Origin of the sequence: Pseudomonas sp. TMW 2.1634, assembly GCF_001703595.1 — a bacterium.
GTDB lineage: Bacteria > Pseudomonadota > Gammaproteobacteria > Pseudomonadales > Pseudomonadaceae > Aquipseudomonas > Aquipseudomonas fragi.
Genome location: NZ_CP016849.1, coordinates 5,154,780 through 5,178,085, shown reverse-complemented (window position 1 = coordinate 5,178,085; position 23,306 = coordinate 5,154,780). Strand labels below are relative to the sequence as shown.

Below are 23,306 nucleotides of genomic sequence, written 5' to 3'. Positions count from 1 at the left end.
CTTTGTGGAGGCCAGCATGCCCCAGCCCAATGCCGTCAGTCATATGACCGTAGTTCGCGCCCGCGCCGGGTGCTCGGCCCAGGTCGAGGCCTGCCTGAGCCAACTGATCGAACCGAGCCTGCAAACCCCCGGCTGCCTGCATTTTGCCTTGCAACAGTGCGATAACGATCCGCTGCTGTGGCAGGTTGCAGGCTACTGGCAGGATGAACCCTCGATGCAGGCCTACTTCAACTCAGCGCTGATGGATATCTACGGCACCCTGGTACACCAGCAGGTGGTGGACAGCCTCGATTTTCAGACCTTCAGCGATGCAGGCGGGCCGAAGAGGTAGAATGGCGGTTTTTCACTGTCGGGAGTTGGCGCATGGCGCGTAAGGAATTTGCACAGTTTGAAGCGGTATCCGCTGTAGTCCCGGTAGAACCGGGTGTTTATCACGCAGCAATTGCGGTCAAAGCCTTGTACGAAGGTGGAACCCCGCGCTTTCACAAAATTCTCATCGAGCAGACCTTCAAGACTGCGACCGCCGCCGATGCCGCTGCAGCCGAGCAACTTGAAGCCCTGCAAGGCGTCACTGAAGACGCCGAGCTGGTGTGGTAATCAGCGTGGGCGATGCATCTTGAACAATGCTTCGGGGCCCAGCTGGAAGTAATCCGCCGGGCCGCCGCCGCGCAAGATCGGCTCGGCGGCGGCGGTATCGTAAATCCCGTCCTTGAGCAGGTGCCTGGCAATATGCACCGCCACCACCTCCCCCAGAATTAGCCAGCTTGGCACCCGCTCCTGGTCTGCCCGTTGCAGCTGGATGATCTGGGTGACCTTGCATTCAAACGACACTGGCGTTTCGGCCACGCGCGGCACACTGATCACCCGAGACGGCACGGTCGTCAGCCCTGCCAGCTCGAACTCATTGACCTCGGGAGCGACCATTGCGCAGCTTTGGTTCATGGCTTCGGCCAGCGGCCGGGTCGCGAGGTTCCAGACGAACTCGCCGGTTTGCTCGATGTTATTGAGGCTGTCTTTGCGACCCACACTGCAAAACCCGATGATCGGCGGGATGTAGTTGAACGCGTTGAAAAAGCTGTAGGGCGCAAGGTTCAGCCGGCCCTGGGCGTCCTGTGACGAAATCCAGCCGATGGGGCGCGGGCCAACAATGGCATTGAACGGATCATGGGGCAGGCCGTGGCCCTGGGAAGGTTCATAGAAATGGATATCGTCATGCATGGGAAGAGTCCGCAAACGGCTGAGATAGAGGGCCCATATAGTGCAAGGCATTTGGGTTGATTACAAAAGCTTCCATGCCGAATTGCGAGGCTTTCGTAGCAGCTGCCGAAGGAACGAGGCTGCGTTCGGCGGCGAAGCCGTCGCAAAATCAGACAATGGGGTGCGCCAGTTAAAACCGGTACTCAGGATTTACGACGACTACGTCGCCGAACGCAGCCTCGTTCCTTCGGCAGCTGCTACAAGTGAACCACCATTTTCCTCCCCCCAAAAAACGACTAAGCCCGGCCAAGGCCGGGCTGGAGTGCCTGTTTCAGCGGTTAGCTGAATCGGGCGCCTTCGGTGCGATCGTAACCGTCAGCGGCGAAGGTGGCCGATTTGGTGCGGCTGAAACCGTCTTCGGCAAAAGTGGCCGAACCTGTACGGTCATAACCGTCAGCAGCAACTGCAGCAGAACCGGTGCGGCTGTAACCGTCTTCAGCAAAGCTCGACGAGTGAGTGCGGTCGAAACCGTCGGCGGCAACAGCATTGAAGGCCAGGACGGAGAAGACGGTAGCGAGGATAAGTTGGGTTTTCATGATGAAGTTCCTTGTTTCGTGTTTGGGATGTTGAGTGGCTATGGGTTTAAGACTACGCCGATTAATTTGATTAAAAAGCGCAAAAAACAGCACAAATAAATCAGTTAATTCGATGTATAGACCCGCACAAAAACAGGTTGTACAGGCTGTCCATCGTTGCGCAGGGTGGCTGAGCACTTCAGCCGGCCCACAGGCGTTGCTGAGATTGATAGTGGGCTAACAGTATTAACTGACAATTAATTGGGAAAAATCGTATTCACAGACAGGCTTTTCATCTGTCCACTACCTATTTTTCACTCCTCGAGCACCAGTCTTGCGCGGGCAAAAAAGCCGATCCCAAAAACGGCTTTGCCCCCATAAACACTGGAGCCTCGACCGAATGAACAAACTTCCACAAATCACCCTTGCGTTTTGGGTGATGAAAATTTGCGCCACGACCCTGGGCGAAACCGCGGGCGACTTGCTGTCGATGACCCTCAATGTGGGCTATGCCGTCAGCTCGATGCTGCTTATCAGCGTGTTTGTACTGACCTTGCTGACTCAGTTGTTCTCCAAAACCTACAACCCCGTGCTGTATTGGCTGGTGATTCTGTCCACCAGCACCGCCGGCACCACCATGTCGGACTTTATGGACCGCACGCTGGGCCTGGGCTATGCCACGGGCTCGTTGATTCTGGTGTCGATACTGGTGGCGATTTTTGCACTCTGGAAATGGAGCGGCGAGTCACTCAACGTCAGCCAGGTGCAGAGCCGACGCGGCGAGATGTTCTATTGGATGGCGATTCTGTTTTCCAACACCCTGGGCACCGCCCTGGGTGACTACCTGGCGGATGATTCGGGGCTGGGCTTTGCTGGCGGCGCGCTGTTTATCGGCGCGACCATCGGGGTGGTGGTGCTGGCGCGCTACTTCAGCAAAATCTCGCCAGTGGTGTTGTTCTGGGTCGCATTTGTACTGACGCGCCCGTTTGGCGCAACCCTGGGCGACTTCCTGACCAAACCCCTGGACAAGGGCGGGCTGGACTTCGGCACCATCGGCTCATCGCTGGTGCTGGCGGGGATATTGGTGGTCATGATTGGCGGGGCGGCGTATCTGAAAAACAAACAGGCCGGCCAATCGGCCAGCCTGTCGGGTAGCAGCATCGGCTAACCCCTGTGGGAGCGGGCTTGCTCGCGATGCAGACGCTGCGGTGTTTCAGTTGCAGCGCAGCGATTCAATCGCGAGCAAGCCCGCTCCCACACCACTGGGTGGGCCGTCAGTCAGTGTCGATGCGCGAGTGCTTGCGGGTGTCTTTCATGGTGGCATACACCGCCAGCGAGCAGGCAATACAAGCCGTAACGTACCAGTAGTAGCCAGTTTCCATACCTGCGCTCTTGAACCACAGCGCGATATATTCAGCCGTACCACCAAAAATCGACACGGTCAGTGCGTAAGGCAAACCTACGCCCAGTGCGCGGATTTCCGTGGGGAACAGTTCCGCTTTGACCACGGCGTTGATCGAGGTGTAGCCGCTAACGATGATCAGTGCGGCCATGATCAGGAAGAACGCGCCCCACCAGGTGGTGATGGTGTGCAGGGTGGTGAGGATCGGCACGGTAAACAGGGTCCCCAGTACACCGAAGGCGATCAGGATCGGACGACGGCCGATCTTGTCCGAAAGCCCGCCCACCAGCGGCTGGATGCACATGAACAGGAACAATGTGGCGGCCGAAATGGTGGTGGAGTCCGAGATGCTCATGCCCACCGTGTTCACCAGGTACTTCTGCATATAGGTGGTGTAGGTGTAGAACGCCAGGGTGCCGCCCATCGTCAGGCCGACGACGGTCATCAGTTCCTTGGGGTGACGCAGCAAGGTGCGCATGGCGCTTTCTTTAGGCTTGACCTTGGTCTTTTTGAACGACTCGGTTTCTTCCATGCCACGACGCAGATACAGCGCGACCACGGCACACAGGGCGCCGATCACGAAGGGTACGCGCCAGCCCCAGCTGTACAGCTGTTCTTCGGTCAGGGTCTGTTGCAGCACGATCAGCACGCCCAGGGCGATAAGCTGGCCCGAAATCAGGGTCACATACTGGAAGCTGGAGAAGAAACCGCGACGTTCCTTGGTCGCCATTTCACTCAGGTAAGTGGCCGAAGTGCCGTATTCACCGCCCACCGACAAGCCTTGCAGCAAGCGGGCGAAGACCAGCAGGATCGGTGCCCAGACGCCGATGGTTTCGTAACCTGGCGACAGGGCAATCACCAGCGAGCCGAAGCACATCAGCAATACCGAGGCCATCAGTGCTGCTTTACGGCCTTTGCGGTCAGCATACAGGCCCATCAGCCAGCCACCGATGGGGCGCATCAAAAAGCCCACGGCGAAGATCGCAGCGGTATTGAGCAGTTGTGCGGTGGTGTCGCCCTTGGGGAAAAAGGCCTTGGCGAAGTACAGCGAGAACGCGGCGTATACGTACCAGTCGTACCACTCGACCATATTGCCGACGGAACCACTGAAAATCGATTTGATGCGGCTGGAGGTGGTCTTTTCTTTAGGCGCCGCAGACACGGCCCCGGCAGGCAGGGTGCTGGAGTTATCCATTGAATGGATCCTTCTTTTATTTGTTTTTTTATAGCGCGTCAAAACGCGAGCTTGCTGGGCTATAGCAGGACTTGTGCCAACGCTTGAGGCCACGGTTTACATGGCTTGCGGGAGATGGATAAGCGGGAATCCGCTGACTTTCAGCGCAGGAGTAAGCGGAAATCCGCCGACAGGCAAATGCAGATATGCTGATGCCACACATCAGCCCCCTCTCCCTGCGGGAGAGGGGAAAACCGTCAAGGTCGAGCGCTGATCTGCTTTTGCAGGTTCTGAATCTGGCTTTGCAGGGTGTTGATGTTGCGCGTCATCTGCGCACGGAACACGTCAAACTCGGCCGCGTTGGCGCCTTGAGCCGCAGCCGGGCGGTTCTCCAGCTCGCTTTTGAGCACGATCATGTCCTGCTCCAGGCGCTCCACTGCCGCGCTCGGGTTGCCCTGTTTCTTCAAGGCCGCCACCTCTGCGACCTGCTGGGCGACACCCGTCTTGAGCGTGGCCAGCTCAGTGCCCAGGTTCTTGATCTCGGTTTCGAGTTTGGCCTGGTTTTCTTTCTGCGCCGTCACTTGCAGCAGCATGGCCGCATTGATTTGCTCAAAGCGCTGATCCAGATCCCCCTGCTGCCCCGCCACCAACCCTTGCTGGCGCTTGCTCTGCTCCAGCAACTGTTCTTCAAGCTGCTTGATCTGCATCTTCAAAGCTTCGCTGCCGGTATTGATCGTCGACTCACTGGCAACCACCTTGCCGGAAATGGCCTGCAGGCGCCCCGCAGCTTCTTCGCTGATACGGGCAAAACTCTCCTGGGTGGCCACCAACTGTTGCTCCATCAGCGAAATCTGCTGAAAGCTCCACCAGGCCAACCCGCCAACGGCCACCAGCAAGGCGCAGATCAAGGTCCACAAAGGTCCGGTGCTCGGGCCCTTGACCTTGATCACCGGCGTGTTGCGCGAGTACACCGTGGTGCGCTCTCGGGCGCCAAAGCTGGCCTGCGGCTCATCATGGTCATGGGCATCAGCGCGCAGGGTCGGCACATTGTCAAAGTCGTCGCGGGCATCGTTACGCATCGTAAACCTTTAGAAAGGGCAGGCAGTGGTTAGCGGTAGGGCGATTCCTGAGCTTTCCACCAGCCGCAGAATTCATCAAGCGCGGCCCACAGGCTCACCTTGGGATCGTAGTCGAGGTAATGCCGGGCGCGGCTGATGTCGAGGGTAAAGTCTTTGTTCATGATCTGCACGCCCAAACGCGAGAGTGACGGCTCTGGCTGCCCCGGCCACAGCTTGCAGGCCGCTTCGTTAAGCGCTCCACGGCAGTAGGCCAGGGTGTAGCCCCGGTAACGGGTCACTTGCGCCACGTTCATCTGGCGCATCACGTAATTGACCACATCCCAATACGGTATCGGCGTGCCATTGCTGATGTTATAGGCCCTGCCCAACGCCGCAGCGCTGCTCAGCAAGCTGCTCATCAGCGCCTCGTTAAGGTTTTGCATGCTGGTGAAGTCGACCTTGTTCAGACCGTTGCCGACAATGGCCAGCCGGCCTTTGCGCTGCTGCTTGATTAATCGCGGGAAGAGGCTCATGTCCCCTGCCCCGGTAACCAGGCTCGGGCGCAGGGCAACCACTTCAAGACCAAACTCCTGGGCACCAAACACCTTCTGCTCTGCCAGGTTTTTAGTGGCGGCATAGGGGTGCCTGAAGCGCTTGGGCACCTGTTCCTCAGCCAGGTCGGTGTGGTCGCGGCCATCGAAGTACAACGCTGCCGAAGACAGGTGTACCAGGCGCCGCACCCGCTGTTTCAGGCAGGCTTCAACCACGTTTTCGGTCACTAGCACGTTGTCACGGTGGAAGTCCTGATAACGCCCCCAGGCGCCCACATGCCCCGCACAATGCACCACCGCATCGACATCGACGCACAAATCGCGCACCAGCAAGCCATCGGTCAAATCCCCCGGGATAAATTCAGCCCCGCGTCGCACCAGGTGTTCGACACCTTCGGCCCGACGCCCGCTGACCCGTACGTCAAAGCCCTGCTCCAGGGCAAAACGCGCAAAGCGTCCGCCAATAAAGCCGCTTGCGCCGGTGACCAGAATCTTCATCAATCACTCCAAATGCTGTAGTTCGTGCTGCTTGCTCTTTAAACGCCGGTTATCAGGCCAAAGGCACTAACCAGCGGGCTGCCGAACGCGATAAATGTTCGGTCAGTTGCCCCAGCAGTTGTCCGCCATTGCGCCAATGATGCCAGTACAGTGGCACGTCGATGGGTTTATCTGGCAAAAGCTCTACCAGTGCTCCACTTTCAAGCTGCTCGCGCACTTGCAGTTCAGGCACCAGCCCCCACCCCAGGCCGGCCTCGGCCAGGCGGATAAAGCCCTCTGAGGACGGGCACAAATGGTGCTCGAAACCCTCTTCGACGCCCAGTGCGGCAAGGTAGCGATGCTGCAGAAAATCATCCGGGCCGAACACCAGGGCTGGCGTTTTTGACAACTGCGCGGCACTCACCCCATGGGGAAAATGCCGCGCAATAAAGCCTGGGCTCGCCAGCGCACGGTATCGCATGGCGCCCAGTAACACGCTGCGGGCCCCGGCGACCGGGCGCTCACTGGCGCACAGGCAGGCTGCCACTTCACCGGCACGCATGCGCTTGAGGCCAACGGTCTGATCCTCAACCACCATATCCAGCAGCAGGTGTTGCTCGGCACAAAAATCGCCCACGGCTTGCGCCCACCAGGTGGCCAGGCTGTCGGCATTCAAGGCGATCCGCAACCGCTCCGGCAAACCGTCTTCGTCCAGCGCCGGCACCGCACTTTGCAAGTCACGCTCAAGCAAACGCACTTGCTGTACATGGTTAAGCAGGCGCCGGCCGATCTCGGTCGGGGTCGGTGGCGTGGCGCGCACCAGCACCGGCTGGCCGATGCGGGCCTCAAGCAGTTTGATGCGCTGGGAGATGGCCGATTGTGACAGCCCAAGCACCTGCGCCGCCCGTTCAAAACCGGCTTGTTCTACTACCGCAGCGAGGGCCGAGAGTAATTTATAGTCGAACATCAGTTTTCCTAATGAGCGATCAGCAATATTGGTTTTTCTTATACAGCCAAGGGCAGGAGAATAGCCAGCAGCAACCCCGCCTGCAGTACAACGAGTAATCCTTATGTGGCAAAGCTACCTTAATGGCCTGTTGGTCGCGTTCGGCCTGATCATGGCCATTGGCACCCAGAATGCTTTCGTCCTGGCACAAAGCCTGCGCCGTGAACACCATCTGCCCGTGGCGGCGTTTTGCGTGATATGCGATGCCTTGCTGGTGGCCGCCGGGGTGTTCGGCCTGGCCACCCTTCTGGCACAAAACCCGCTGTTGCTCAGCGTGGCGCGCTGGGGCGGCGCGGTGTTTTTACTGTGGTACGGCACCCAGGCACTGCGCCGTGCGTTTTCCCAGTCGAGCCTTGACCAGTCCGCCGGCCAGACTGCCCGCTCGCTCAAGGCGGTGATGCTCAGTGCGCTGGCCGTGACCCTGCTCAACCCCCATGTTTACCTCGATACAGTGTTGCTGATCGGCTCCCTCGGTGCGCAACAAAGCGTGCCGGGCGCTTATGTAGTGGGCGCGGCCAGTGCTTCGCTGATGTGGTTTTTCACCCTGGCGCTGGGCGCGGCCTGGCTTGCGCCGTGGCTGGCACGGCCAAACACCTGGCGCATCCTGGACTTGCTGGTAGCGGCGATGATGTATGCAGTAGCGGTGCAGCTGATCGTTTCGGGTTGAGCGCAAAACCTGTGGGAGCGGGCTTGCTCGCGATGCAGACGGCGCAGTCTGTCAGACAAACCCCAGCGATATCATCGCAAGCAAGCCCGCTCCCACAGCTAAGAAAAAATTGTCCTGCATCTGCTGAAACGTCTATCCCACACAGTTGTCGCGTGGTTAAGCGGTCACCCCGGTGCTATGATCCTGACCCTGCGCCGCAAAGAGTAAAAACTCATCGGCGCGTGTTTGGCCGCCCGTGATCGGCCTTGCGCTCATCGCAACTGACCTGATTAGGAGAATCATCATGGCTTTCGAATTGCCGCCGCTGCCGTACGCACACGATGCCCTGCAGCCGCACATCTCCAAAGAAACCCTGGAGTTTCACCACGACAAGCACCACAACACCTACGTCGTGAACCTGAACAACCTGGTGCCAGGCACCGAGTTCGAAGGCAAAACCCTGGAAGAGATCGTCAAGACCTCTTCGGGCGGTATCTTCAACAACGCCGCTCAGGTCTGGAACCACACTTTCTACTGGAACTGCATGACGCCAAACGGCGGCGGCCAACCGACTGGCGCACTGGCTGATGCCATCAACGCGGCCTTCGGTTCGTTCGACAAGTTCAAGGAAGAGTTCAGCAAGACTTCCATCGGCACCTTCGGCTCCGGCTGGGGCTGGCTGGTGAAGAAAGCTGACGGCTCCCTGGCCCTGGCCAGCACCATCGGCGCCGGCAACCCGCTGACCAGCGGCGACACCCCGCTGCTGACCTGCGACGTTTGGGAACACGCTTACTACATCGACTACCGCAACGTACGTCCGAAGTATGTTGAAGCGTTCTGGAACCTCGTTAACTGGAAGTTCGTGGCTGAGCAGTTCGAAGGCAAGACCTTCACTGCCTAAGCCTCGCTCCAGATAAAAAAACCCGGCATTGCCGGGTTTTTTTTGGCCTCGTGAAAAGTGCCAAAAGGCCCTTGCGTGCAATCCGGGCCAGCTAGTATGAAAGCGTTGGTTTTTTTAATTGCTCGCCTCAAGTTCGAAGTCAGAATACCGACACAGTGGCGATCGTGAACAGCGTGTGCTGACGGCTTGCATACTTGTCCCCCCAACAGGCATTAATGGCGAGAAACAAGGAATAGCGCTTTGAAGCTGCAGTTCAAAAACAGCTTGTCACTCAAGTTGCTTCGAATCGTGCTGCTGTCGGCACTGGTTGTCGGAGCAGTGCTGAGTTGCGCACAAATTGTGTTCGATGCCTACAAAGTCCGACAGGCCGTCACGACCGATGCCGGGCGCATCCTCGACATGTTTCGCGACCCCTCGACCCAGGCGCTGTATAGCCTGGACCGAGACATGGCCATGCAAGTCATCGAAGGCCTGTTCCAGGACCCGGCGGTGCGCAAGGCCTCCATCGGCCACCCCAACGAAGCGGCCCTCGCCGAAAAAGCCCGGGCATTGCACAATTCATCAAGCCGCTGGGTGACCGACATGATTTTGGGTCGCGAGCACACGTTCAGTATCCCGCTGGTGGGCCAGGGGCCCTACAGCGAATACTACGGCGACCTGAGCATTACCCTCGATACCGCCACTTACGGCCAGGGCCTGTTGACCGACTCCGCCGTCATGCTGTTTTCCGGCCTGTTGCGCGCCCTGCTGATGGGGCTGGTGTTGTATCTGGTCTATCACTGGCTGTTGACCAAGCCGCTGTCCAACATCATCGGCCACCTGACCAGCATCAACCCCGACCGCCCCAGCGAGCATGTGATCCCCCTGCTCAAGGGCCATGAACACAACGAGCTAGGGGTGTGGGTCAATACCTCCAATCAGTTGCTGGCTTCGATCGAGCGCAACAACCGCTTGCGCCACGAAGCCGAAAGCTCGTTGCTGCGCATGGCCCAGTACGACTTTTTGACCGGGCTGCCCAACCGCCAGCAATTGCAGGGGCAACTGGGCAAGATCCTCACCGATGCAGGCCGCTTGCAGCGCCGGGTCGCCGTGCTGTGCGTGGGCCTGGACGACTTCAAGGGCATCAACGAACAGTTCGGCTACCAGACCGGCGACCAGTTGCTCCAGGCCCTGGCCGACCGCTTGCGCGCCCATAGCGGCAGCCTCGGTGCGCTTGGCCGCCTGGGCGGCGATCAGTTTGCCCTGGTGCAGGCCCATATCGAGCAGCCTTACGAGGCCGCCGAGCTGGCCCAGAGCATCCTCGATGACCTCGAATCGCCGTTCAGCCTCGATCAGCAAAGCATCCGCCTGCGCGCCACCATTGGCATCACCCTGTTCCCCGAAGATGGCGACACCACTGAGCAACTGCTGCAAAAGGCCGAGCAGACCATGACCCTGGCCAAAAGCTACTCGCGCAGCCGCTACCAGTTTTATATCGCCAGCGTCGACCGTGAGATGCGGCGCATGCGCGAGTTGGAAAAAGACCTGCGCGAAGCCCTCATGTGCAACCAGCTGCATCTGGTCTACCAGCCGCAAATCCGCTACAGCGACCACCGCGTGGTCGGCGTGGAAGCCTTGCTGCGCTGGCAGCACCCGCAGCACGGCATGGTCCCGCCCGATCTGTTTATCCCGCTGGCGGAAAAAAACGGCAGCATCATTGCCATCGGCGAATGGGCACTGGACCAGGCCTGCCGCCAGCTGCGCGAATGGCATGACCTGGGCTTCAGCGAACTGCGCATGGCAGTCAACCTGTCGACGGTGCAATTGCACCACGTCGAGCTGCCGCGGGTGGTCAACAACCTGCTGCAGCGCCACCGCTTGCCGCCGCGCAGCCTGGAGCTGGAAGTCACCGAAACCAGCCTGATGCAAGACATCAGCACGGCGGCCCAGCACCTGCTCAGCCTGCGCCGCTCCGGTGCACTGATTGCCATTGATGACTTCGGCACCGGCTATTCATCCTTGAGCTATCTCAAGAGCCTGCCACTGGACAAGATCAAGATCGATAAAAGCTTCGTCCAGGACCTGATCGATGACGGTGACGACGCCACCATCGTGCGCGCCATCATCCAGCTCGGTAAAAGCCTGGGCATGCAGGTGATCGCCGAGGGCGTCGAAACCGCCGAACAGGAAGCCTATGTCATCGCCCAAGGCTGCCATGAAGGCCAGGGCTACCTGTACAGCAAACCCCTGGGCGCACGGGAGTTGGTCGCTTATCTGAAGCAGGCGAAGCGTAACAAGGCCGTCATTCTGTAAGTCCATATTTCGAGATTCACTAAAGCCCCGACGCAGAGCGCAAGTAAACAAGAAATATTTCCAACCGTAGCCCTTTACAGAAAATGCATATCTTTCGCATCATGTGGCAGTTTTGCGTGCAGCCGCACGCTTGTCCCACCTCTCGAAGCAGGATTTTCGCCATGATTCGTATGCCCCTGGCTACCGCCAGTCTGCTGGCCATTGCTATCTCACTCGCCGGCTGTGGCGACAAGGACAAGGAAAAAACCGCTGCGGCGCCGACCCCGGCAGCCGCCACCAGCACCGCGACGCCAGCCACTGACGTCACCGCGGCAAAAGTCGACGAAGCTGCTGCCAAGGCTGTCGTGGCCCATTACGCTGACATGGTTCATGCCGTGTACAGCGATGCAGAAAGCACCGCCAAAAAACTGCAGACCGCTATCGATGCGTTCCTGGCCAAACCGAACGACGACACCCTCAAGGCCGCTCGCGCCGCCTGGGTTGAAGCCCGCGTGCCATACCTGCAGAGCGAAGTGTTCCGCTTCGGCAACACCATCATCGACGACTGGGAAGGCCAGGTGAACGCATGGCCGCTGGACGAAGGCCTGATCGACTACGTTGATGCCAACTACGCCGGCGCACTGGGCAACCCGGGTGCCAACGCCAACATCATCGCCAACACCACGATCCAGGTCGGCGAAGACAAGGTCGACGTCACCGAAATCACTCCGGAAACCCTGGCCAGCCTCAACGAGCTGGGCGGTTCCGAAGCCAACGTAGCCACCGGCTACCACGCCATCGAATTCCTCCTGTGGGGCCAGGACCTTAACGGCACTGGCCCGGGTGCAGGCAACCGCCCTGCTTCGGACTACCTGGAAGGCGAAGGCGCCACCGGTGGTCATAACGATCGCCGTCGCGCTTACCTGAAAGCCGTGACCCAGCTGCTGGTTAACGACCTCAATGAAATGGTCGGCAACTGGGCACCGAACGTGGCCGACAACTACCGCGCCACGCTGGAAGCCGAGCCGGTACAAAACGGCCTGCGCAAAATGCTGTTCGGCATGGGCAGCCTGTCGCTGGGCGAACTGGCCGGCGAGCGCATGAAAGTGTCCCTGGAAGCCAACTCGCCTGAAGACGAGCAGGACTGCTTCAGCGACAACACCCACAACTCGCACTTCTACGATGCCAAGGGCATCCGCAACGTGTACCTGGGCGAGTACGTACGTGCCGACGGCACAAAAATGACCGGCCCAAGCCTGTCGTCGCTGGTGGTGGTTATCGACCCGGCTACCGACGCCACGCTCAAGTCCGACCTGGCTGACACCGAAGCCAAGATCCAGGTCATGGTTGATCGCGCCAACAAGGGCGAGCACTACGACCAGTTGATCGCTGCGGACAACGCTGCGGGCAACCAGGTGGTACGTGATGCCATTGCAGCGCTGGTCAAGCAGACCGGTGCCATCGAGCAAGCCGCCGGCAAGCTGGGCATCAGCGATCTGAACCCGGACAACGCCGATCACGATTTTTGATCTGCGGCGCTGAGTGACTGAGTAATGAGGCGACCTTCGGGTCGCCTTTTTTTTGCGGCAGGACGCCGCGCCAGCCGCGATGGGCCATGGATGGCCCGTAGCGGCGTGCCCCCATAACAGTGCCGGAGTGAGGGCGGAACCCGTAGAGAGCCGTGACACATATAATGGATATGTACTGGGTGGTTTTAACGGGTGTTCGGGGTACATATCCGGCATTTATGTCTTACCGAAATTATGGTTTCGCTCTTACAGCGAGTCACTTTTTCCAAACGCCGAAAAAGTAACCAAAAAGGCTTGCCCCTGGCGTACGGCCTTCGCTGCGCTCAGGTTCCCTCGTTCCGGTCCCGCTCCGTGGGCACGCCGCCACGGGCCATCCATGGCCCATCGCGGCTCTCCCGGCATCCATGCCGGGAGACCCACTGCGCAGAACCTCCTCTCGGCCTCCCGATGGGGCTGGTAGATCAAAATCAAAAAACAGATCAAAAGCAGAAGGGTCATTTGTCTGCCCCACATCACAGCAAACGCTAATCCCTCTTATTTCAATTCACCTTCCCTGCTAGACTTTACGCCCTCGATTTTGCTCACTGATCTGGACGCTTGATGCCTTCGTTGCCTCTTCGCCTGTCTCTGTTGCTAGTGGCCCTGGGCCTTGGCGGCTGTGATGATGCCCCGCGCTTTACCAAACCCGAGCCCGGCGAAGCCCGCTCTGGCGGGGCGACTACGGTGCGTAAAAGCGATCACAACGCCTTTTCCATGCCGTCAGCCAACCTTTCGCCCACCCGGCGTCTGGATTTCAGTGTCGGCAACAGTTTTTTTCGCAGCCCCTGGGTCATCGCTCCGTCAACCACCACCGCGCGTGACGGCCTGGGCCCGCTGTTCAACACCAATGCCTGCCAGAACTGCCATATCAAGGATGGCCGCGGCCACCCGCCCGCCCCCGACGCCAAAAACTCGGTGTCGATGCTGGTACGCCTGTCGATCCCCAACGACCCGACCTACGCCACGCTGATCGAACAGGCTGGCATCGTGCCCGAGCCGGTCTATGGCGGCCAATTGCAGGATATGTCGGTTCCCGGTGTAGTCCCCGAGGGCAAGGTGCGAGTCGATTACGAACCCGTGACCGTGCGTTTCAAGGACGGCACTGAAGTCGAGTTGCGCAAGCCCACGCTGCAAATCACCCAATTGGGCTATGGCCCGATGCACCCCGATACCCGCATGTCAGCGCGCATCGCGCCGCCGATGATTGGCCTGGGGCTGCTCGAGGCGATCCCCAACGAGGCGATCCTGGCCAATGCCGATGCCCAGCGCAAAACCGCTGGCGGCGTGGCCGGGCGTCCGAACTGGGTGTGGGATGACGCGCAACAAAAGACGGTTTTGGGCCGTTTTGGCTGGAAAGCCGGACAACCGAACCTCAATCAACAAAATGTTCACGCCTTTTCTGGTGATATGGGCCTCACGACTTCCCTGAGACCCTTCGATGACTGCACCAAGGCCCAAACTGCCTGCCTCGAGGCGCCCAACGGCAATGGCCCGGATGGCGAACCCGAGGTCAGCGACAATATCCTGCGCCTGGTGGAGTTCTACACCCGTAACCTGGCCGTGCCCGCCCGCCGTGATGTCGGCGCGCCCCAGGTGCTGGCCGGTAAAAACCTGTTCTACCAGGCAGGCTGCAGCGCCTGTCACACACCGACCTTCACGACATCGGCCAGCGCTGCCGAGCCCGAACTGGCCAACCAGGTCATCCACCCCTACAGCGACCTGCTGCTGCATGACATGGGCCCGGGCCTTGCCGACAACCGCACCGAGTTCGCCGCCAGCGGCCGCGACTGGCGCACGCCACCGCTGTGGGGGATTGGTTTGACCCAGGCGGTGAGTGGTCACACCCAGTTTTTGCACGATGGACGTGCCCGCAACCTGCTTGAAGCCGTGCTGTGGCATGGTGGCGAGGCCGAACCGGCCAGGCAGCAGGTTTTACGTTTTAATGCCGAGCAGCGCGCTGCGTTGCTGGCGTTCCTGAACTCTCTTTAACGCCTTACAAGATCGGGGACCCCGACATGTTTCGACCCAAGCTTCTGTTCACCAGCCTTGCCGCCATCGCCCTGGCTGCCTGCTCGCCTCAAGACCCGCAGGCAGTCACTTCGGCAGCCATCGCCAAACAAGTGATCCTGCCTACCTACAGCCGCTGGGTTGAAGCTGACCGCCAGCTGGCGGTCAGCGCCCTGGCCTATTGCCAGGGCAAGGAAACCCTGGAAACTGCCCGCGCCGACTTCCTGCACGCGCAAAAGGCCTGGGCCGAACTGCAACCGCTGCTGATCGGGCCTTTGGCTGAAGGCAATCGCTCGTGGCAGGTGCAGTTCTGGCCGGACAAAAAGAACCTGGTCGGCCGTCAGGTCGAGCAGTTGGTGGTTGCCCAGCCGCAGATCGATGCCGCCGCACTGGCCAAGTCCAGCGTTGTGGTGCAAGGCCTGTCGGCTTACGAATACATCCTGTTCGACAGCAACATCAACCTGGCTGACGATGCGCAAAAAGCCCGTTACTGCCCGCTGCTGACCGCCATCGGCGAACGTCAGAAGCAACTGGCCGAAGAGATTCTGGCCAGCTGGAACAGCACGGACGGCATGCTTGCGCAAATGAGCAAGTTCCCCAACCAGCGGTATGCCGACTCCCACGAAGCCATCGCTGACGTCCTGCGCGTTCAGGTCACGGCCCTCGATACCCTGAAGAAAAAACTCGGCACGCCAATGGGCCGCCAGAGCAAGGGCATCCCGCAACCGTTCCAGGCCGATGCCTGGCGCAGCGAGTCGTCACTCAAGAGCCTGGCCGCCAGCCTGGCCGCTGCCCAGACCGTTTGGGCCGGTGTCGACAACAAGGGCTTGCGCAGCCTGTTGCCTGCCGAACAAAAGCCACTGGCTGACAAGATCGACGCGGCCTACGCCACCTCGCTCAAGTTGTTCAACGACAACCAGCGCACGCTCAATGAGCTGCTGGCGGACGATGCCGGGCGCGCCCAGCTGAATGCCATCTACGACAGCCTCAACGTGGTTCACCGCCTGCACGAAGGCGAACTGGCCAAGGCCCTGGGTATCCAGCTGGGCTTTAACGCCAACGACGGCGATTGATAAAGGAAGGTTCGATGATGCGCAGGCAAGCACTCAAGCTTGGTGGTTTACTGCTCAGTGCAATGACGCTGGGCGGTTGGTCGCTGTTTAAACAAAAAGGCCAAAGCCCGCTGCTGCTGAGTGCCCGCGACGATGCCGACGGCAATCACTTTGCCGTCGGCTATCGACTCGATGGCACCCGGGTGTTCAGCACCCGGGTCGGCCAGCGCTGCCATGACATCATCAACCACCCGACGCTGCCCATCGCCTTGTTCGTGGCCCGGCGCCCCGGTACCGAAAGCTACCTGGTCAGCCTGACCGACGGGCAACTGCTGCAAACCCTGACCTCCCTGCCCAACCGGCATTTTTATGGTCACGCCGTGATCCATAAAGACGGTGAGTGGCTGTACACCACTGAAAACGACACCACTGATCCGGGCCGTGGCCTGCTGGGGGTTTATCGCTTTGAGGGCGAGCGCCTGGTTCACAGCGGCGAAATCCCCACCCACGGCGTCGGCCCGCATCAGGTGTCGTGGATGCCTGACGGTGAAACACTGGTAGTGGCCAACGGCGGAATTCGTACCGAAGCCGAAAGCCGGGTCGAGATGAACCTCAACGCGATGGAACCCAGCCTGGTGCTGATGCAGCGTGATGGCACCCTGCTCAGCAAGGAAACCCTGAGCCAGCAAATGAACAGCGTGCGCCACTTGGGCATTGCCAGTGACGGCACCATCGTCGCCTGCCAGCAATTTATGGGCGATGCCCATGAGTTGTCCGAATTGCTGGCCATCAAGCGTCCCGGCCAGCCATTTGAGCCCTTCCCGGTGGCCGAGCCACAACTGCGAGCAATGGGCCATTACACGGCCAGTGTCGCGGTCCACAGCGAGTTGCGTCTGGTCGCGCTGACGGCGCCGCGAGGCAACCGGTTTTTCGTCTGGGACCTGGACAGCGGCGCCTTGCGCCTGGATGCGCCGTTGCCGGATTGTGCGGGGGTGGGTGCGGTGAAGGATGGGTTTGTGGTCACGTCCGGCCAGGGCCGCTGCCGTTTCTACGATTGCCGTCAGAACGACCTGATTGCCAAGCCTCTGGATTTGCCGTCAGGGCTTTGGGACAACCATCTGCATATCCTGTAGAACCAAAAAAACCTGTAGCAGCTGCCGAAGGAACGAGGCTGCGTCAGGCTGCGCAGCAGTCGTAAAGCCGGTGGGCACGGTGTATCAGAAACACCAACGCTGGATGGTTTTACGACTGCTGCGCAGCCGGACGTAGCCTCGCATGGCTCGTCAACGACTACAGGTTTTTTGCTCTGTGCCCTACTTCTTCAGCCCCTGGCTCATGCCAAACATAAACAGCAGCAAATCGTGATCGGGCCGGGTTGCCACCGCCGCTTTCACTACGCGCGGTAATGGGCAATGAGCCCCCAATTGGGGCCCGCTCAACACTTGAGTCACCGGTTGTTCCCAAGCGGCAAACGCCACGCCAGCAATGACCAAGGCGCCCAGCAGAAACAAACTTCGTGCTATTTCTCGCTTCATCACCGTAAACCTTTGATAGCGCTGCCAAACACTGTCTTATAAAAGTAGATCAGTCTGTCCCACTCTGTGGCACTCCACGACGAATGGCGGCGCAATTGTTTAAGATCGTGGGAAGCGGCTTTTTGGGCCGTCAGGCGTTGCCGGCTTTTTTCCAGGTCCAGCAAAGCCACATCAATCACTGCCCCTTCGCCCTGCCCCGTCACCCGTACAAACACATGCTTGGCGTACAGGCAGCCGTGCTGCCAGCGCCCCAGATGCATGCGGGCCAAGGTATGACCGATCGCTTCAAGCACGCGATCATGTACCGCTTCACCGTGACGCTCGCGCTCACCTGCGGCGTACCAATTGTCGATCTCGACAAAACCTTCCAGGCCCACGGTCACCAGCAATGCACGCCATTGCTTGTCTGGCGCTTGCTGCGCCCCGCAATACACCAGTTCAGGCACACCCACCGCCAAACGGCTCAAGGCCAGCAACGCATCCTGCTCCCGCAAAACCGTCGGGCGACCCAGCGGGTAACGCCAGCTGCGGTAGGTATGCCCGACCTGTCGCTTGACGTAGAGCAAGCGCCCATCGGCGTCATGTATCCGTTGTACACCGCTCTCACCACCGCGACGCTGGTTGGGCTCTTCAACCCATTCGCCTTGCTGATTCCAGTAGAACTCGAATGGGTCGTCAGTCGCAGAGGGAGATTGCTGTACAAAATCAACGGTCATGAGTTATCTCTTTCGTAATACGTAAACCCGCCACATCGCGTAGAGCGGAATAAAGTCCAAATGATCCTGAACGGTGAAGCCTGCCTTTTTGAATTCCGCCTCCACTGTAGCAGCAGGTAACACAAAACGATTTTGGTAACCGAATTGTTCTGCCTCTGCAGCGCGCTGACGCTCAAGACGCTTGCGTTTCCAGGCCTTGAAATTGCCATCAACCCACAATGAAATAATCACACTGTCCCGGCTAACGCGATGAAGCTCCCGCAATAGAGCCATCCGATGGCTTGCATCACCAATGTGGTGCAGCAAGCGCATGCAGAAAACACTGTCAACCGAGTTGTCAGGCAAATCTATTTCGAAAGCTGACATCTGCAAACGCCGTACCCGTTTCACCACCTCGGCCGGTTGCGCCAGCGACGCCACCTCCAGCATCGACGCCGAGTTGTCTGCGCCAATGATTTCGCGGTTAGGCATTTGCGCCAGCAACGGCCAGAAACGGCCCGCACCACAAGGCAAATCGAGGACAACCTGAGGCTCGCCAGCCAACTGCAAAGCGCGGCGCGCCAATTGTTCATCGCGCTTGTGCGACAAACGCCGGGCCAGGCCGTCCTGATGCTTGATCAGGTATTGCGTAGCGTGTTGCTGATCGTACTTTTCAGAAAATTTGAGTTTGATGATCGGGCTCATATCAGTGCTCCTGAAGCTAATGAGCACTACCTTAATCAGCCGAACGTTTGCATCAGGTCATCAACAGGTGAAAATTCCGTCAGGGCATTCCACATAAACATTTCAAGGTTTTACAGGGCGAAAATACTGGCGCAGGGCCATGTATCGACTAATGCGCAGGGAGAGCGGCCTGCAGAGCGCAGGCCACGAAAGGGGATCAGACGTCGGCCGGAGCCAGTTCGACGCGAAAACGGCAGCCGTTGGGCTCCATCGTGGTCAGGGTCACGCGCCAGCCCTGGCTATCGCAAATGCGCTGTACCAGGGACAGGCCCAGGCCCAGCCCTTCGCCACGTTTTTCGCTGCCACGGACAAAGGGTTGAAACATGGCCTGGCGTTTTTCTTCCGGGATCCCCACGCCGCTGTCTTCCACCACAAACCCGCTGGCCTCAAGGGTCAGGCGGATAAAACCGGTGTCGGTGTAGTGCAAGGCATTGCGCAGCAAATTGCCCATGACGGCGTGCAGGAAGGTGGCGTTGTACCGTGTGTCCAGCGGGTTGCCGGGCTCATAGATCAGCTCGAGGCCTTTGGCTTCGATGGGTTCGCGCCACAGGTTGATCAGGCCTTCGGCCACGGTGGTCAGGGTCACCGTAGGCGACATGCTGGCATCCTCATGCTGGGCACGGGCCAGCATCAGGAAGGTTTGTACCAATTCACGCATTTCCTCACAGGCGCGGGAAATGCGCTCGACCTGTGAACGACTGCGCTGATCCAATGATGGACTTTCCAGCAACAGCTCGCAGGAACTGGCCAACACCATCAGCGGAGTACGCAACTCGTGACTGACGTCACTGGTGAACAAACGTTCGCGCGTCAGGGTGTCACGCAAGCGCCCCAGAGTGGCATCGAACGCCACTGCCAGTTCGCCCACTTCATCGGCCGCGTAATCCGGGGCCAACGGCGGCGCCAGCCCCAGCAGTTGATCGCGATGGCGAACCTGACGGGCCAGGCGGATCACCGGCGCCATCACCCGCCGGGCCAAGGTCCAGCCGAGAAACACCGCCAGCGCCAGCGCCAGGACAAACCCCACCGCAACCACGGCAAACAGTACGCGCTCGCGCTCTTCAAAATCGCTTTGGTCCTGCAACAGGACGTAGCGCCGGCCATCGACCACTTCCACCATCGCGTGATACGACAGCTGGTCGCGAAAGACTTCATGAAAACCCGGGTCCAGGTGACGCAGGTCCTTGGGCAGGGCAAAGTCGCCACGCCCGCCACTGAAATAAAACAGCTGGCTTGGCTTGGGACGATGATTCCACTCTGCGCCGTTGTCCATTAGCAGCAGGCGCTGCAAATCCCCGCCCAGCCCTGCCGAGATAAGTTTCTCTTCGACCAGATGCACGGTGGCAATAATGCCCACAGCGAATGTCCCTGCCACCAGCGCGCTCATCAAGGCAAAAGCGATGATGATCCGCTGGGAAAGACTTTGCCTAAACTCCATCACGGACCTCGGCGAGGCGATAGCCCACGCCATGTACGGTATGCAACAGAGGCTTGTCGAACGGTTTGTCGATGACCTGGCGCAACTGGTGGACGTGGCTGCGCAGGCTGTCGCTGTCCGGGCAATCATCGCCCCACAAGGCTTCTTCCAGCACTTCGCGGCGCAACACATGGGGGCTTTTCTGCATCAGTACCGCCAGCAGTTTCAAGCCCACCGGGTTGAGCTTGAGCAAACGGCCTTCACGGGTGACTTCCAGGGTATCGAGGTCATAGCGCAACTCGCCGACCTGCAGCTCACGCCGTCCGCCGCCCTGGGCGCGACGCAATACCGCTTCGATCCGGGCGGCCAGTTCCGAGAGGGCAAAAGGTTTTAGCAAATAGTCATCGGCCCCTGACTTGAAGCCTTGCAGGCGGTCGTCCAGCTGGTCGCGGGCAGTCAGCATGATCACCGGCGTGTCGCGCCGGGCATCTTCACGCAGACGCTTGCACAGCGTGTAGCCGTCGATGCCAGGCAACATGATATCGAGCACTATCAGGTCGTAATGCTCGGTGGCCGCCAGGTGCAGGCCCGACAGACCATCCTGCGCGCAATCAACGGTGTAGCCCTTGAGACCCAGGTAGTCGGCAAGGTTGGCGAGGATATCGCGGTTGTCTTCAACCAATAGAATTCGCATGGGCACTCTCTCCGTTCACAGTTACGGCCGTCTTGGCCCGCGCAGCTTAAGGCCAACAACCGCGCAGGGCCAGCACCACAGGGCGCTCAGACAATTTAGTTATAGCTCTCACAGAAATGACATTTTTTTTACTATCGGTTCACAAACTCAATACAGTGGCGCCCGCACACTCCCGCACCCCCGCGATAAAGCCTTCCGCGTTTAAGGAAAAACATCCAATGCGTCTGCTGCACACCGCGCCTATGCGCTACCTCCTGTTGTTGACTGGCTGCTGGCTGGCGACTTTTTTGATCACCCGAGGCGTTCTGCTGGTCACCCATTTAGGTGAGGCTGGCAACAACTGGCTGCCGGTGTTCGGGATTGGCCTGCTCTACGACCTTGGCTTTTTGACCTATGCCGCCCTGCCGCTGGGCCTTTACCTGCTGCTCTGTCCGCCTGCGCTATGGCGCCGCCGTGGCCATCAGTGGTTCCTGCAAGGCCTGCTGACCGTCAGCCTGTTTGCCATGTTGTTCACCGCCGTCGCCGAGTGGCTGTTCTGGGATGAGTTTGGGGTGCGCTTCAACTTTATCGCCGTGGACTACCTGGTCTACTCCGACGAAGTACTGAACAACGTACTGGAATCCTACCCGATCGGTATCCTGCTCAGCGCCATCGCCCTGGCGGCCATTGTGTTGAGCCTGGTGCTGCGCAAGCCGTTCAATGCCGCCATGAATGCACCGCTGCCCTCCTTTGGCGGTCGTCTGGCGACCTTTGCCGGCCTGTTGCTGGTAGCCGGCCTGAGCTTGCAACTGCTGGACCAGGACGGCCCGCGCGGCCAGGGCGGCAACGCCTACCAACATGAACTGGCGAGCAATGGCCCGTACCAGTTCTTCGCTGCGTTCCGTAACAACGAGCTGGATTACCAGCAGTTTTACGCCAGCCTGCCCACCGACGTAGTGGCCAAACAGCTGCGTGCAGAACTGACTGAACCCAACGCCACCTTCGTTGGCCAGGACCCGCTGGATATCCGCCGCAATATCGACAACCCTGGCACTGTGCGCCAACCCAACATCGTGCTGGTAACCATCGAAAGCCTCAGTGCCAAGTACCTGGGCAGCAACGGTGACGGCCGCAACCTGACGCCGAACCTGGACCAACTGCGCAAGGAGAGCCTGTACTTCAACAACTTCTATGCCACCGGCACCCGTACCGACCGCGGCCTGGAAGCCATTACCCTGGCCATTCCGCCGACACCGGGGCGCTCCATCGTCAAGCGTATCGGCCGTGAAAGCGGCTTTGCCAGCCTCGGCCAGCAGCTCAATGGCGTGGGCTATGACAGCGTGTTCGTGTATGGCGGGCGCGGTTACTTCGACAACATGAACGCCTTTTTCAGTGGCAACGGCTACCGCGTTGTCGACCAAAGCAGCGTGAATGAAGCCGATATCCATTTCAAAAATGCCTGGGGCATGGCTGACGAAGACCTGTACCGCGAAACCCTGAAACTGGCCGACGCCAATTACGCGCAACAAAAGCCGTTTTTGTTGCAACTGATGACCACCTCCAACCACCGCCCTTACACCTACCCGGAAGGCCGGATCGACATCAAGTCGGGTAACGGTCGTGACGGCGCGGTGAAATACACCGACTACGCCATTGGCCAGTTCCTCAACGAGGCGCGTAAAAAACCCTGGTTCGACAACACCATCTTCGTTTTCGTGGCCGACCACACGGCAGGCAGTGCCGGCAAGGAAGACTTGCCGATCACCAACTATCAGATCCCGCTGTTTATCTATGCGCCAAAACTGATTGAGGCCCGCGAGAACTCGCAACTGGCCAGCCAGATCGACCTGGCGCCGACCTTGCTCGGTTTGTTGAACCTGGACTACCAGTCGACTTTCTTTGGCCGTAACCTGCTGCAGGACAACCCGTTGCCACCGCGAGTGGTGGTGGGCAACTACCAGCACCTGGGTTTGTTTGACGGCAAAGACCTGGCCATTCTCAGCCCGCGTCAGGGGCTGCGCCGCCATGATGATGCACTGAGCACCAGTATTGAGTCGCGGGTACCGGCGACCGATCCGTTGATTGAGCGGGCGATTGCCTACTATCAGGGCGCCAGTCATGGCTTCAAGCAGCAGTTGCTGGGCTGGAAGCCGGTACAGGTCGAAGCGGGGCAGGTTTCGCAACGGTAATTGCCTTGCGACCCTCACCCCAACCCTCTCCCAAAGGGAGAGGGAGCTGATTGGGGGATATTGCAGAATCTCTGCAGCCTGAATGCATTGAGTTGAATCCTGCATCAGCTCGGTCAATCCCCTCTCCCTCTGGGAGAGGGCCAGGGTGAGGGGCTTTTAATAGACCCA

22 protein-coding genes are annotated in these 23,306 nt (G+C 59.4%); 11 read left to right on the top strand and 11 right to left on the bottom strand.

Translation table 11 applies throughout. The annotated features are described in order from the left end of the window. Positions 1-16: 16 nt before the first annotated feature. Both BFC21_RS24600 and BFC21_RS24595 read left to right on the top strand, forming a co-directional pair. Positions 17-331, top strand: a complete 315-nt coding sequence (locus BFC21_RS24600; RefSeq protein ID WP_088379189.1) for a putative quinol monooxygenase — start codon at positions 17-19, stop codon at positions 329-331. Between the two features lie 32 nt (positions 332-363). Next, a complete protein-coding gene (locus BFC21_RS24595) occupies positions 364-597 on the top strand; it encodes a hypothetical protein (protein WP_016779817.1) in 234 nt (77 codons plus the stop codon). On the opposite strand, the gene BFC21_RS24590 is transcribed toward BFC21_RS24595, so the two are convergent. Further along, entirely contained in the window at positions 598-1,218 is a 621-nt protein-coding gene (locus BFC21_RS24590; RefSeq protein WP_088379188.1) for a flavin reductase family protein, read from the bottom strand. It lies immediately after the preceding gene. Positions 1,219-1,535: 317 nt separating this feature from the next. Next, positions 1,536-1,793 carry a hypothetical protein gene (locus BFC21_RS24585; protein WP_120266591.1) on the bottom strand — a complete coding sequence of 86 codons (258 nt, stop codon included), beginning with the start codon at positions 1,791-1,793 and terminating at the stop codon, positions 1,536-1,538. 379 nt (positions 1,794-2,172) lie between these two features. Between BFC21_RS24585 and BFC21_RS24580 the strand changes: the two genes are divergently transcribed. Continuing rightward, on the top strand, positions 2,173-2,940 hold the full coding sequence (locus BFC21_RS24580; protein ID WP_088379186.1) for a hypothetical protein: 768 nt from the start codon (positions 2,173-2,175) through the stop codon (positions 2,938-2,940). 106 nt (positions 2,941-3,046) lie between these two features. On the opposite strand, the gene BFC21_RS24575 is transcribed toward BFC21_RS24580, so the two are convergent. The 4 genes from BFC21_RS24575 to BFC21_RS24560 all read right to left on the bottom strand — a co-directional run bounded on the left by BFC21_RS24575 (position 3,047) and on the right by BFC21_RS24560 (position 7,401). Continuing rightward, positions 3,047-4,369 (bottom strand): MFS transporter, encoded by a 1,323-nt coding sequence (locus BFC21_RS24575; protein WP_088379185.1) that lies wholly within the window; start codon positions 4,367-4,369, stop codon positions 3,047-3,049. Positions 4,370-4,605: 236 nt separating this feature from the next. Next, complete coding sequence (locus BFC21_RS24570) at positions 4,606-5,427, bottom strand: ATPase (protein WP_088379184.1); 822 nt, start codon at positions 5,425-5,427, stop codon at positions 4,606-4,608. A 29-nt stretch (positions 5,428-5,456) separates the two neighbouring features. Continuing rightward, on the bottom strand, positions 5,457-6,455 hold the full coding sequence (locus tag BFC21_RS24565) for an NAD(P)-dependent oxidoreductase (RefSeq protein ID WP_088379183.1): 999 nt from the start codon (positions 6,453-6,455) through the stop codon (positions 5,457-5,459). Positions 6,456-6,507: 52 nt separating this feature from the next. Further along, positions 6,508-7,401, bottom strand: coding sequence for a LysR family transcriptional regulator ArgP (locus BFC21_RS24560; RefSeq protein WP_095005244.1), 894 nt, complete (start codon positions 7,399-7,401; stop codon positions 6,508-6,510). A 103-nt stretch (positions 7,402-7,504) separates the two neighbouring features. On the opposite strand from BFC21_RS24560, the gene BFC21_RS24555 reads away from it, so the two are divergent. The 7 genes from BFC21_RS24555 (at position 7,505) to BFC21_RS24525 (ending at position 17,018) form a co-directional block, all read left to right on the top strand. Then, positions 7,505-8,107 (top strand): LysE/ArgO family amino acid transporter, encoded by a 603-nt coding sequence (locus tag BFC21_RS24555; protein ID WP_120266590.1) that lies wholly within the window; start codon positions 7,505-7,507, stop codon positions 8,105-8,107. 283 nt (positions 8,108-8,390) lie between these two features. Next, on the top strand, positions 8,391-8,987 hold the full coding sequence (locus tag BFC21_RS24550; RefSeq protein WP_060690988.1) for a superoxide dismutase: 597 nt from the start codon (positions 8,391-8,393) through the stop codon (positions 8,985-8,987). 240 nt (positions 8,988-9,227) lie between these two features. Next, positions 9,228-11,279: a bifunctional diguanylate cyclase/phosphodiesterase gene (locus BFC21_RS24545; protein WP_088379180.1), complete on the top strand. Its 2,052-nt coding sequence runs from the start codon at positions 9,228-9,230 to the stop codon at positions 11,277-11,279. A 161-nt stretch (positions 11,280-11,440) separates the two neighbouring features. Next, entirely contained in the window at positions 11,441-12,787 is a 1,347-nt protein-coding gene (locus tag BFC21_RS24540) for an imelysin family protein (protein ID WP_095005242.1), read from the top strand. Positions 12,788-13,387: 600 nt separating this feature from the next. Then, positions 13,388-14,815 (top strand): di-heme oxidoredictase family protein, encoded by a 1,428-nt coding sequence (locus BFC21_RS24535; protein WP_088379179.1) that lies wholly within the window; start codon positions 13,388-13,390, stop codon positions 14,813-14,815. A gap of 26 nt (positions 14,816-14,841) precedes the next feature. Continuing rightward, positions 14,842-15,906: an imelysin family protein gene (locus BFC21_RS24530; RefSeq protein WP_088379178.1), complete on the top strand. Its 1,065-nt coding sequence runs from the start codon at positions 14,842-14,844 to the stop codon at positions 15,904-15,906. A gap of 14 nt (positions 15,907-15,920) precedes the next feature. Further along, on the top strand, positions 15,921-17,018 hold the full coding sequence (locus BFC21_RS24525) for a DUF1513 domain-containing protein (protein WP_095005240.1): 1,098 nt from the start codon (positions 15,921-15,923) through the stop codon (positions 17,016-17,018). Positions 17,019-17,198: 180 nt separating this feature from the next. Here the strand turns inward: BFC21_RS24525 and BFC21_RS24520 are convergent, their stop codons facing one another. The 5 genes from BFC21_RS24520 to colR all read right to left on the bottom strand — a co-directional run bounded on the left by BFC21_RS24520 (position 17,199) and on the right by colR (position 20,970). Further along, positions 17,199-17,420 (bottom strand): hypothetical protein, encoded by a 222-nt coding sequence (locus tag BFC21_RS24520; protein WP_088379176.1) that lies wholly within the window; start codon positions 17,418-17,420, stop codon positions 17,199-17,201. After that, positions 17,420-18,136, bottom strand: a complete 717-nt coding sequence (locus tag BFC21_RS24515) for a lipopolysaccharide kinase InaA family protein (RefSeq protein ID WP_088379175.1) — start codon at positions 18,134-18,136, stop codon at positions 17,420-17,422. Before BFC21_RS24515 ends, BFC21_RS24520 begins: the two co-directional genes overlap by 1 nt. Before the next feature lie 3 nt (positions 18,137-18,139). Continuing rightward, positions 18,140-18,820, bottom strand: a complete 681-nt coding sequence (locus BFC21_RS24510) for a class I SAM-dependent methyltransferase (protein ID WP_095005238.1) — start codon at positions 18,818-18,820, stop codon at positions 18,140-18,142. 196 nt (positions 18,821-19,016) lie between these two features. Further along, positions 19,017-20,297, bottom strand: coding sequence for a HAMP domain-containing sensor histidine kinase (locus BFC21_RS24505; protein WP_088379173.1), 1,281 nt, complete (start codon positions 20,295-20,297; stop codon positions 19,017-19,019). Then, positions 20,287-20,970 (bottom strand): two-component system response regulator ColR, encoded by a 684-nt coding sequence (gene colR / locus BFC21_RS24500; protein WP_016779797.1) that lies wholly within the window; start codon positions 20,968-20,970, stop codon positions 20,287-20,289. Before colR ends, BFC21_RS24505 begins: the two co-directional genes overlap by 11 nt. Positions 20,971-21,188: 218 nt before the next feature. Between colR and BFC21_RS24495 the strand changes: the two genes are divergently transcribed. Continuing rightward, on the top strand, positions 21,189-23,138 hold the full coding sequence (locus tag BFC21_RS24495; RefSeq protein ID WP_088379172.1) for an LTA synthase family protein: 1,950 nt from the start codon (positions 21,189-21,191) through the stop codon (positions 23,136-23,138). Positions 23,139-23,306 lie beyond the last annotated feature (168 nt).

Coding starts and splice junctions, on each gene's coding strand:
- BFC21_RS24600 (WP_088379189.1), top strand. CDS start 17: ATGCCCCAGCCCAATGCCGTCAGTCATATGACCGTAGTTCGCGCCCGC.
- BFC21_RS24595 (WP_016779817.1), top strand. CDS start 364: ATGGCGCGTAAGGAATTTGCACAGTTTGAAGCGGTATCCGCTGTAGTC.
- BFC21_RS24590 (WP_088379188.1), bottom strand. CDS start 1,218: ATGCATGACGATATCCATTTCTATGAACCTTCCCAGGGCCACGGCCTG.
- BFC21_RS24585 (WP_120266591.1), bottom strand. CDS start 1,793: ATGAAAACCCAACTTATCCTCGCTACCGTCTTCTCCGTCCTGGCCTTC.
- BFC21_RS24580 (WP_088379186.1), top strand. CDS start 2,173: ATGAACAAACTTCCACAAATCACCCTTGCGTTTTGGGTGATGAAAATT.
- BFC21_RS24575 (WP_088379185.1), bottom strand. CDS start 4,369: ATGGATAACTCCAGCACCCTGCCTGCCGGGGCCGTGTCTGCGGCGCCT.
- BFC21_RS24570 (WP_088379184.1), bottom strand. CDS start 5,427: ATGCGTAACGATGCCCGCGACGACTTTGACAATGTGCCGACCCTGCGC.
- BFC21_RS24565 (WP_088379183.1), bottom strand. CDS start 6,455: ATGAAGATTCTGGTCACCGGCGCAAGCGGCTTTATTGGCGGACGCTTT.
- BFC21_RS24560 (WP_095005244.1), bottom strand. CDS start 7,401: ATGTTCGACTATAAATTACTCTCGGCCCTCGCTGCGGTAGTAGAACAA.
- BFC21_RS24555 (WP_120266590.1), top strand. CDS start 7,505: ATGTGGCAAAGCTACCTTAATGGCCTGTTGGTCGCGTTCGGCCTGATC.
- BFC21_RS24550 (WP_060690988.1), top strand. CDS start 8,391: ATGGCTTTCGAATTGCCGCCGCTGCCGTACGCACACGATGCCCTGCAG.
- BFC21_RS24540 (WP_095005242.1), top strand. CDS start 11,441: ATGATTCGTATGCCCCTGGCTACCGCCAGTCTGCTGGCCATTGCTATC.
- BFC21_RS24535 (WP_088379179.1), top strand. CDS start 13,388: ATGCCTTCGTTGCCTCTTCGCCTGTCTCTGTTGCTAGTGGCCCTGGGC.
- BFC21_RS24530 (WP_088379178.1), top strand. CDS start 14,842: ATGTTTCGACCCAAGCTTCTGTTCACCAGCCTTGCCGCCATCGCCCTG.
- BFC21_RS24525 (WP_095005240.1), top strand. CDS start 15,921: ATGATGCGCAGGCAAGCACTCAAGCTTGGTGGTTTACTGCTCAGTGCA.
- BFC21_RS24520 (WP_088379176.1), bottom strand. CDS start 17,420: ATGAAGCGAGAAATAGCACGAAGTTTGTTTCTGCTGGGCGCCTTGGTC.
- BFC21_RS24515 (WP_088379175.1), bottom strand. CDS start 18,136: ATGACCGTTGATTTTGTACAGCAATCTCCCTCTGCGACTGACGACCCA.
- BFC21_RS24510 (WP_095005238.1), bottom strand. CDS start 18,820: ATGAGCCCGATCATCAAACTCAAATTTTCTGAAAAGTACGATCAGCAA.
- BFC21_RS24505 (WP_088379173.1), bottom strand. CDS start 20,297: ATGGAGTTTAGGCAAAGTCTTTCCCAGCGGATCATCATCGCTTTTGCC.
- colR (WP_016779797.1), bottom strand. CDS start 20,970: ATGCGAATTCTATTGGTTGAAGACAACCGCGATATCCTCGCCAACCTT.
- BFC21_RS24495 (WP_088379172.1), top strand. CDS start 21,189: ATGCGTCTGCTGCACACCGCGCCTATGCGCTACCTCCTGTTGTTGACT.